Origin of the sequence: Levilactobacillus fuyuanensis (assembly GCF_003946395.1) — a bacterium.
GTDB lineage: Bacteria > Bacillota > Bacilli > Lactobacillales > Lactobacillaceae > Levilactobacillus > Levilactobacillus fuyuanensis.
The window spans coordinates 1-10093 of the sequence record NZ_RHNZ01000034.1; the positions used below are offsets into that span (position 1 = coordinate 1).

The 10093-nt window shown below is 41.8% G+C and carries 11 protein-coding genes and 1 pseudogene; all 12 read right to left on the bottom strand.

Annotated elements, in window-relative coordinates; all coding sequences use genetic code 11:
* Nucleotides 1-392 precede the first annotated feature (392 nt).
* Nucleotides 393-818: a thioredoxin family protein gene (locus EKM73_RS12315; RefSeq protein WP_034529862.1), complete on the bottom strand. Its 426-nt coding sequence runs from the start codon at nt 816-818 to the stop codon at nt 393-395.
* Between the two features lie 49 nt (nt 819-867).
* The gene (locus tag EKM73_RS12320) at nt 868-1206 is read right to left on the bottom strand and encodes a hypothetical protein (protein ID WP_057784760.1); all 339 of its coding nucleotides are present in this window, start codon (nt 1204-1206) and stop codon (nt 868-870) included.
* Nucleotides 1207-1229: 23 nt separating this feature from the next.
* Nucleotides 1230-2741 carry a VirD4-like conjugal transfer protein, CD1115 family gene (locus tag EKM73_RS12325; RefSeq protein WP_125688717.1) on the bottom strand — a complete coding sequence of 504 codons (1512 nt, stop codon included), beginning with the start codon at nt 2739-2741 and terminating at the stop codon, nt 1230-1232.
* A 1-nt stretch (nt 2742) separates the two neighbouring features.
* Nucleotides 2743-3213 (bottom strand): hypothetical protein, encoded by a 471-nt coding sequence (locus tag EKM73_RS12330; RefSeq protein WP_057784762.1) that lies wholly within the window; start codon nt 3211-3213, stop codon nt 2743-2745.
* A complete protein-coding gene (locus EKM73_RS12335) occupies nt 3214-3582 on the bottom strand; it encodes a thioredoxin family protein (protein ID WP_125688719.1) in 369 nt (122 codons plus the stop codon). It lies immediately after the preceding gene.
* Entirely contained in the window at nt 3569-4186 is a 618-nt protein-coding gene (locus EKM73_RS12340; protein ID WP_125688721.1) for a hypothetical protein, read from the bottom strand. Before EKM73_RS12340 ends, EKM73_RS12335 begins: the two co-directional genes overlap by 14 nt.
* Nucleotides 4187-4199: 13 nt before the next feature.
* Entirely contained in the window at nt 4200-5357 is a 1158-nt protein-coding gene (locus EKM73_RS12345) for a phage tail tip lysozyme (RefSeq protein ID WP_125702105.1), read from the bottom strand.
* Nucleotides 5358-6776: a type VII secretion protein EssB/YukC gene (locus EKM73_RS12350; protein WP_125702106.1), complete on the bottom strand. Its 1419-nt coding sequence runs from the start codon at nt 6774-6776 to the stop codon at nt 5358-5360.
* Complete coding sequence (locus tag EKM73_RS12355) at nt 6769-8787, bottom strand: VirB4 family type IV secretion system protein (protein ID WP_125688727.1); 2019 nt, start codon at nt 8785-8787, stop codon at nt 6769-6771. The genes EKM73_RS12350 and EKM73_RS12355 overlap by 8 nt, the downstream gene beginning before the upstream one ends.
* Before the next feature lie 11 nt (nt 8788-8798).
* On the bottom strand, nt 8799-9458 hold the full coding sequence (gene trsD, locus EKM73_RS12360) for a TrsD/TraD family conjugative transfer protein (RefSeq protein WP_125694899.1): 660 nt from the start codon (nt 9456-9458) through the stop codon (nt 8799-8801).
* Nucleotides 9427-9789: a conjugal transfer protein gene (locus EKM73_RS12365; RefSeq protein WP_125694901.1), complete on the bottom strand. Its 363-nt coding sequence runs from the start codon at nt 9787-9789 to the stop codon at nt 9427-9429. Before EKM73_RS12365 ends, trsD begins: the two co-directional genes overlap by 32 nt.
* 20 nt (nt 9790-9809) lie before the next feature.
* Nucleotides 9810-9950 (bottom strand): annotated as a pseudogene (locus EKM73_RS12370) (CagC family type IV secretion system protein); the annotation flags it as partial.
* Between the last annotated feature and the right edge of the window lie 143 nt (nt 9951-10093).

The following is a 10093-nucleotide window of genomic DNA, read 5'->3' on the forward strand; positions in this document are numbered from 1 at the left end:
GTGCTAGTGCGCCACGTTGAAAACGTGATAAAGTAGATGTACCCAAAGTAATCACTCCCTATATTGGTTGGAATTAGTTACTACCATTGTAAGTGATTGCTTTGGGCTTTTTAATTTCTGTTCGGATTAATTATAGAATTTGCCATTAGAAACATCTTGCTGTGCATTGCTTGAGCTCAAAGACGAAACCTTTGCACTCAAGTTTGAATATTTAAGCTCTGTATTTAAATTATGTTAATAAGATCCAACTCTAGTTTTAGCCGAACCATTAATTGGGAATAAGAACGAGCCAAGTAATACAGTAACTGAGCACATTAGTAGTCCGATAAATATTTTTTTAAAATGTTTTGCCTTACTCATAATCAACAACTCCTCTAATTTTTAAGGAACCCTTATTGTAAGAACTTGTCTACTACTGAAATTTTGGATTCTCCAACTAAACGTGTAACCTCATGGGTGCCATTGTATTTTATTAAAGTTGGTATAGCATTTACATGCAGTCCCTTTAATTTTTTATAGCTAGAATTAGGTTCGTTAGCTAAATCGACTTTAAAGATTTCCTTGTTAGGATGCTTAGCAATAGCTTGTCGGTAAATCTTTTTCATTTTTTGACAATGAATGCAGTATCTAGAAGCATAGAGGACATACGTTATCTTTCTTTTCTTTTGTTTGAGCAATTTTAATGCGGTGGTTAATTTTACATTCACCACTTTTCCTTCTGACTTTGCGAGCACTGTACTTGGAAGTAAAAACATGAGGCTGATTCCTATTACGAACAAGCAAAAACTGCTTAAAACTGTTATTTTTCGTTTTTTCATAAAAAGCCTCCTCAACACATAAAATCGATGTTAAAACAATCAATATATGCTACATGATCATAATATCACAATTAATTTTGTTTGCCATTTTAAATAAGCGAGTCTCTTGTTTTCCAGAAACGCTATTCTTACCAATAAATTTTATTTGTTCATTTCTGCCACTGTTAGTTAGCTCGTACGTGTAAACTTCACTAAACCCAGCCTCGGTTAGCGTTAGATTGCTTTTAGTAAACTTGGCAGTTGCGGCTAAACCATCACCTTTGCTAGAGTCAAACGTCCATTGATGACTCTGGAGATCTTGTGCAGTTGACTTTCCACAAGCAGTTAGGCCAACCGCAATCAGCAATACTGTCATTACAGCGATTATATATTTCCTATATGATTTCATAAGTTACTCTCCCTCTATAATCCTTATCCCAGCATTTTCTTATGTCTAGTCTCTAATTCTTGATCGATGTTGTCCTGCAATTTGTCTTCCTCATCATCAGTTGTCTGATCGGCTTTTTTGGCTTGGTGCTGTGCTTTAACTGTCTGATTCCACTTATCTACCTTGTTTTTAAAATTAGTTTCTTGACTGGCTTCTGGTTGGCCTTGATACTCGTTCTGTGACAAGTTAACCAAATGATCGGCGCCAGGAAATAGTTTAAATTGGAACGCTTTTGTAGCTTTGACCGGCCGCGCATTACTAAAGATTAATAAACTCCGATCTTCGGGCATACGCATGATTTCGTCGGGCGTCATGAGCGAACGGCTCGTATAGCTGTAACTATCGCTTTTGCTATGGCTCTCTTCGTTGCTATGACTGGTACTCTCACTTCCCGTTTCGACTTTAACGGTTGATTTACCTAACAAATCACTAAAGTATTTAGCGGTCACGTCGTTAGCCGCATTCAAGCAGATTTTAACGGCGTGATTCCCTAAGATACTTTCGGCTTTATCCTTGCCGTACAAGGCTTGCAGCTGGGTTAAGGTCTGGCAAATGGTCGTCACACCAATACCGTACCCCCGGCAAGTTGCCAGGAACTCTTCATACTTCGGAAACTTCCCTAAATTAACAAATTCATCAAGGATAAAATCGACTTGATGGGGTAATTTAGCGTGATGATCGGCAGCTAATTTGTATAATTCATCAAACAATTGTGAGAAAAACAGATTGATGAAGCTTTCGTAAGTGTTATCCATCACCGGAATAATCACGTATAGGACAACCTTAGTATTGCCAATCTCTTTTAAATCAAAATCTGAAAAGCTGGTAAAGTCGGCCACTTCTTGATCGACAAACTTCGAAATGGTTGCCAGCAAGCTCTCAATAATACTGGCTTTCATTTCCCCTTTCGCCTTTTTAAAACCTAATTCATAAGCACGTCTCGCTGGATCGGACATTTTCAAATCCAGGAACAAGGTATCTAACGGACTATCTGTGCCCTTTTCTTCGGCTTCCACATCATTTTCCTGTAAGACTTGGGTTACGCCCGCCAAGTTCCGTTGCTCTGGCGACCGGTGGTTCATGACAAACAGAATTAGTGCCTTCAAAAGTTGCCGTTGGGTACTGAACCACACGTCTTTCTTACCTTCCGCATTCTCACTTTGGACGATCTTAGTGGCGACGGTTTCGGCTTGAATATCCCGTTGAATATAATCAAAGGGATTATAGCGGTCACTGTGCGTCATGTTGGCAAAGTTGACGACATGCACTTGATAACCTTGGGCTAACTTAACCCCGGCCGTTTTTTCGTATAATTCACCTTTCGGATCGGTGACGACAATACTGTTCTCCGTTTCGTTAAACAGGTTGGTAATCACGACTGATTGGGTCTTATACGAACCGGGACCCCCGACCACAAAAATATTCCGGTTGGGTTTGGTTGAGTTGTTCTGATAAACAGCCTGCTTATCCACGATTCCTAAAATTGTGCCATTCATGTTAATCTGCCCCCTTCGATGATTTCTCACGGTCGACTAATGATTTGAGAACTGCTGCCTTGGTACTGTTGTTAAACGCTGTTGTCAGGTCTTTGGCATTGATACTAAAGTAATGGTTACTCAATTCTTTTAGATCACCCCAGGTCGCACTCCCGTGAGTTTCAGTGTCCGCAGTTTCCCACGCTTTATGTTTGCTGTTTCGTTTCAAAGCAAAATAGATGGTGTATAGGATCACGGCGACACTGACAATAATTAGTACCGGGTTCTTTTGGCCTAAATATAAGTTGTAATAGTGCCAAGGGTGTAAAGCTAATTGTTTTAATACGGTTGGCATATGATCCGCAAAGGTTAGCTTATAACGGGACAAGGCCATGACAGAGCCAGCTAAAATCTCCGCTAAATACAAGCCAATGATTAGCGTTAGTAAATACGGCCAGCTTGCTTTAATGGCATTTAAGAGTTTACTTTTCATCTAATCACCTACGATCTGTTTAATCTTTTGTTGGTTGGTTCCGGTGTACCGTTGCTTGCAATGGATCAAGGTTGGCACCGACGTTAGTTGATACTTCTGAATGTAATGGCGATTCTGCGGCTGATTCATGTTGATAAACACAATGTTATGACTAATTGCGTTGTGCCAATAGATTCGGTGAAAAATGGATTGACAATCCGGGCAATCATCGCGATAGAAGAACAACACTTTTTTAGGGTGCTTAGCTAACGTCACGATTGATCGCTGTTTTTCCACGTGATTCACGTATTGATGATTAGCAAAGCTACTAACGGCTAAAACCACCACGATTACCGCTAGGACTTTGCTAACCCGTTTAATTAAGGTCACTGGCTTTAAAGCTACTACCTAAATTTTGTACCGCGGTGATTCGATTCGTGGTGGTATCGAAGGTCACCTGGTAAAGTACCGTCGCCTTTTGCCAGTCGTTGTCGCCACTCTTACTTTGGTAACTAACAACCGCCAAGCCTTTCATGTTTTGCCCCTGCTTACTTTGTGTATACAGATTCAGTTGGTTTAACTTGGCTGAAACACTATTGCTATCGCCATAAGTCCCTTTATTGGAAAAGTATTGCTGATATAACTTGTCGGAAATCAAGTTTTTAACGCCATCTTTACGCTGACCGTAGGTCTTGGGCTTAAAGTTATTCATGACATCAAAGAACTTGGTGACCACCGTATTAAAGCTAAGTTCAGCCGAACTTTTGTCTTTATTATTTTGGTAGGTCTTATAACTGTCAATTTGGGTGCTCAATAACTGCTTTTGTTGGTTGGTTTTAGCCAATTGCTGACTAACTTGTCGCTTCTGTTGTTGTATGCGCGTGATCTGCTGTTGCGCCTGTTTAACTTGGCTATGTTGATAGGCATTCGCCCCTAATGACAGAACTAAGATCAAGCTACCAATCGCAACACTTAAAACCATGCTCCGCTTCATTTATTTATCCTCCTTACTTCTTGATCGGCCGGGCTAACGTCACATCACTACCACTTAGTAAGCTATAAAAGGCGGTGCCAAAGGTGCTTTCATTAATCTTGTCACCTGTCCCACCTTGCTCAATAATCTTGGTGGCTTTGCCTTGCCATTTGCCTAACAGAATGGCCGTATGGCCGTTGTTTCCCGCGCCGGCGCCTTGATTGACAATCACAATATCGCCGGCTTTCTCGTCATTTTCACTGATTTGTTTAAGATATTGATGACTGCCTTTGGCGTCACTGGCCATTGTGCCGGTAAACCAACCCATGTTGGCCGGTACCTTGTAACCAGCCTTATTCAAGGCTAACCAGACAAAGCCGGAACAATCCGTGCCACCAGTTTTATTGGGATTCTTTAAATCGCTACCTAGATCAAGACTGGGGTGCGTTTGCACATAGTAGAAGTCCCCCTTCATGCTTTCCGCGTTTTTGACGATACTACCGCCGGAGTAACTCGGATCACTGCTACAACCAAGTTGGTTAATGTCGCCGGTACTAGCATTATCGAGCGTATTACTAGATACTGGATCACTGGCACCAAACACTGAATACCAGTGATCGGCATAGCCGTATCTTTGGCTTAGATACCATTGTTCCGGGTTTTTGCTCATACCCTCGAAATCCATCAACCAGTCCTTGGTCGCTTTGTGCACGTCCGTGTATTTGAATATCTTCTTATTTGACGCATAGTAACTACTGTTCAATTCTTGGTCGAGATAATCTAATTGCACTCCGAGATTTGTGGCTGGTTTGTTTTCTTTGTGAGCTAAGTCTTCCAGTTTATCTTTTCGGCCATCTAACCATTGGGCTAAGCCCGTGGCACCGGAACTTGAATTAACAGATTGTGGATCAAGCCGACTTTCTAGTTGTAACACCCCCAAAATACCGGCGGCCGCTTGTGGGGTTGCGCCATACTTCTGTTTCCAATGCGCATAGATATTTTTAGCATTGGACGTCATGTCCTTGCTATCGAGCTGGGTCTGGGTTGCGGTAGTCGAATCATCGCAGCTGTTTTCTTGCAATTGACCAGTGACTGCCGCAATTAGCAAGATGATTAGCAGAATGGCGCCGCCCACAATATAAGCAATCAACTTCCACTTCTTTTTCTTATATTCAAACGACAGTACCTGCATTTAATCACCCACTTTTTGCTTGGCTTGATCGACCTGTTTTTGCGCTGCTGATTGATCGCTTTGCGCATTCTTTAAGTCCGACTTAGCCGAATCCACCTTCTTGTCTTTATCCTTATCTTTGCCGCCGTCAATCTTGTTGGCGTCGTCTAATTTCTTTTGCGCATCGCTAACTTCGTTCTTAGCGGAATTGAGGCTTAACAGCGCTTTTAAATACTTAGCTTTAGGACTGTTTACGCCGGCTAACTTGGTTTGGACGGTCTGGGCGTCTTGCGTATCGTTATGGGCTACAAAAGCTTGTCCGATTCTCAATAGCACGTCTCCATTAGTGGCAAAGGATAATTGGTTATTCAACGTATTGGTATCGTAGTTGACGATGGCCTTTTCTAGCGATAATTGGTCTTTTTGTTTACTTGTTGCACTGCTTGGTAACTGCCAATCGGCCACTTGGCTACTATCTTGGTTGGCATAAGCCGTGTTGACAACCTTGTTTAACTGACTTGGATCAACCTTTAAGGCTTGCTGGTATTGTTTATGCTTTAGGAATGTTTGGGCTTGCTTGTTTGAACTGTATCCGGCCTTTTTCATGGCTTTTTGGGCTTCTGACCACTTCTGATCATTTAAAGCCGTTTGAATTTTCCCGCTATATCTTAATCGCGTGCCCTGGGCTTGATTCTGATTAGCTAGGCTCTGATACTTCCGTTCATCATTTTTGTGAACTAAACCGATAGCAACCACAGCCACAATCGCAATCCCAGTCACACTTAACCAAAAACGTTGCTTGTTTTTCTGCTGGTTCTGTTCAACTGCTTGCCATTCGTGGTAACTGACAAAATCCTCAATGCCGTTAACCACTTCTTTTAATTCGGCTAACGACGTGGCTTTAGCCACTTGTTGTAAATACTCGTCAGGGTGTTTGGCTAGGGCTTCTTTAGGGTTGCTCAATAGCCGTTCATATGGCGTCCCCGTTAAACAAAATAGGATTAAAGCCTTGTACTTAGCTAAGTTGCTGTGCTTATCATCATAAGGCATGAGTTCATTGGCGCGATAAGCGTACCAAACGTGTTGCATTGGGTAATACCATAGATTGGCTGGGTTCAACGCAATATGGTATTGACTATCCGTGACCACGTCCTGGCTCATGATTTCATTAGCAATCGCTGACCGGATCGCCTTATTTTCATGGGGTAATTCCTTTAGTGATTTGACCTTATCTGGCAAGGTATAAGTCAAAACGACCTTCTGGTCTTGCTCAACCACGTTAACCAACTGCAAGAAATTGGGATCAACTTGCTTTAATTCGTTTAGCTCACTTAATTGGTCGTATCGAAATTGATTGTGATTGAGTTCAAGGATTAACTTGTTCCCTTGTCGTTTGAACGTGCCAACCTCAATATTCAATAGCTGGTTTGCTTTACTCATTTAAAGTCCCTCCTTCCTCTTCGGTGGTAGTCAAGGCGTCAATTTCACTTGGTGTCAGGATCACACGCTTTTGATAATCCGGTTGTCCGGTGGTCTCACGGTTGTATTTTTCTTGGTAAGCTTCTGGGTCGATTAACCGCAATTCTTCTTCGGTTAGCTCCACCCGCATAAAAGCGCGTTGGCTACCATAGATCATCAGGGCTTCACCTTGTCTACGGCGTTCTAGTAACTTCTTTTCCTTATCCGAGAACGTCATGCGTAGTTTCGTAATCACATCATCAACGCCTTTACCGTCAAGGCCAAAGAACACTTTGGTATAGGAGTTCCCGATGATGGCTTCACCAATATTTTGACCGGTGTCCGTTGTGCCTTCGATCACATCTTGAATTTGCTGCGTTCCGGCAATCGCCCCGGCATTGTATTTTCTAAACCGTTTGTAGGCTTGATGGAAAAAGGTGGCAGCCGCTTTGTGTAAGGTTAAAAAGTGAAATTCATCAACAAACAATTTCTTGCGGCTATGCCGATCTTTGGTGATTTCGTCCCACAAATACTGGAAGGTATTCAGATAAGCCGCTGATTGGACTTCCTGTTCACTTTGTAGTGGTTTTAGATCAAAAGAAATGATCTTCCCCTTTAGGTTTACGTTGGTATGCCCGTCAAATAGGCTGTTAGAACCATGGGTATAACTGCCTAAGATGTAGTAAAAGTCTTTTACCCGACTAAATTTATCAGCGTCCTTATCAGCCAGTTTTTCCAACTCGTCATAGACATTCGACAAAGTCGGCCATTGATCGTCTTTAACCTCTTTTAAGCGGCTATATTTCAAAACGCCACTGTTGACGTAAGCTTGTTTAACGACATCATCAAGGATTGCCAGCTCAACTTGGGTAATCCCGGTTTTAAGGACTTCAAATAATCCCTTTAATCGCTGGATTTTATCTTTGACTAGTAAATCAAGGTTTGTGACCGTTTCATCGGCGCTTAAGATTTCCTCGGAAAAGATTTGTAGCGGGTTAATTTTGTACTTCGCATTAGAAGTTAAGTGCAAGACTGCCCCACCCAATGCTTCAACAATCTTGGTATATTCATTTTCCGGATCAATAATGTAGATTTGATAGTCTTGAATGGCATAGCGTAAGATTTTCTGGATCATATAGGTCGTCTTGCCGACCCCGGAAGTTCCGATAATCACTTGATTTTGGTTCAGGGTCTTGTTGCGGTCCAACATATCCACGGCAATTAAACTGTTAGTGTCTTTGTTAACTCCTTCAATATCGCTCCTGGGCTTTAAGTCCAAAATCTCGGCGTCATCAAAGGGAAACATACTGCTGGCTACTTCGGTATTACTTTCTTTATAGGTGTAATCCCCCATCAGGTTCTCGTTAATTGGCATGGTTGACCAAAAAGCTTGGAAGGTGGCCTTAACAGGCACGAGGGGCTTCATTTGTAGCTTAATCAGCGTATTTTTAACGTTTTCGGTTAAGTCATCTAATTCCGCTAAACTGTTGGCCCGCAGATAAATGAGCATATGTTGGTACACAAATGTGGTAGAATTATCGAGGTATTTATCTAGTTGCATGTTGGCTGAATCAATATAATTTTGCAGAATCTTCTTTTTATACGGGTCGAACGTATTGAGCTTCTGCGCTTCCTTATTTTGAATCGTCTTCTTGTAATAGGTAATCATTGAATTGTTACTGGCGCTGTCGATATATTGCACAATATCGATAACGCCTTTTTTGCGCTTCAATTCTGACAACCAGTTGCCGTACACTCGTTTGGGATAGTCAGCAATCGCTAACACTCGAATAAAGTTCTCACCCGATTGAACATAGGTGGGGTACTGTTCCCAGCTGAACGGGAATAGTGAATGCAAGCTATCGCGATCAATCAGCTTGGTAAAGTCTTCAACCTCCAGTTTGGGCTTACTACCCGTTTGGCCGCTGTTGCCTTGATTACTTTCTTTTTTAGTTGGCATAAATAAATCAATGACCTTATCACCAAAACTCATGCTGTTGCCTCCTATCCATTAAAATTGATCAAGTTCTTTAAAATCTCTTGGACTTCCTGACTAGTCAAAACTTTGGCCGTCACATCAAAGTCCGTTAACGCATTTTCAATATCCCGTTTAACCTGTTCGATCTTTTCGTCTAAATGAGTGACCGCTAGGTTTAAGCTCTTAACACTTTTGTCCTTAATTGGCACCTTAACGATTAGCAGATGTTGCTTCGTCGTCATGTTTTTGGATTCCTGGACTTTAGTAAAGTGGTCCAAATAACTGGCAATTAATTGAATTTTGAACTGTTGCTCGGGGTGATCTTTTTGTAGTGCGAGATACCGCCTTTTGAGACCATTGAGATAAGCCGTCATATTGACAGGTATTGTTGGTTCTAAGAACTGTAATGTGTCATCAACGCCTTCACCTAAGGTACTCATGAGAAACGCGCCATAGTCCTCAAAAACGTCCTGTTGTTCGGTTTCATTAAGTAGATCAAGGTTGATCCCACTAACTTCCAAAATGCCAACGAGATTACCCGTTTTGGTAACTTCGTAATTACCATACATACCCACCACCAAGCTCATGTCATCAATGGTCTCTTTGCCACCATTGATTTTAGGCGGTTGGTAATCCCAGTCGAGTTCCGCTGATTTATTGGCGATTTTGCTCTTCTTCAAACGCATTTAGTTCACCTCGCTTCTTCGGTTGTAAATAAAACAGTTTCTGACCATTGGCATAGCGACGTTTCAACTTAAAGTTATCCCGCACTTTAATATTCTTCCGCGCCGCAACTGGCCTAATTGTTAAAATAGCCATGACAATCGTCATGGCTAAGACAACAATCACTATTTTTATCAGGACTAAAATCAACCCATAGGGTGGGATCGCAATAAAAATTAAGCCCACTAGTCCTGCCAGTCCCGCTATGCCAAAATCCTTCAAGGTGTAGTCTTTCCAGATCCCGTAATCTTTATCAACGTTTTCTGGGAAGATAAATTCTTTTCCTTTCTTCATTTGGCAGGCTCCTTTTTAAATTAAGTGAATAGACTGTAAACCCAAGGTAATAGCCAGATAATTGCAGCTGCTAGGGCAACTAAGCCGGCAACTCGTCCAACCGCATGATAGACTTCGGACTTTTCTCGCGGATCGTCTGCGTCAGGCATTCTTTTGATAAGGCAAATTCTATAATTAATCCGAACAGAAATTAAAAAGCCCAAAGCAATCACTTACAATGGTAGTAGCTAATTCCAACCAATATAGGGAGTGATTACTTTGGGTACATCTACTTTATCACGTTTTCAACGTGGCGCACTAGCAC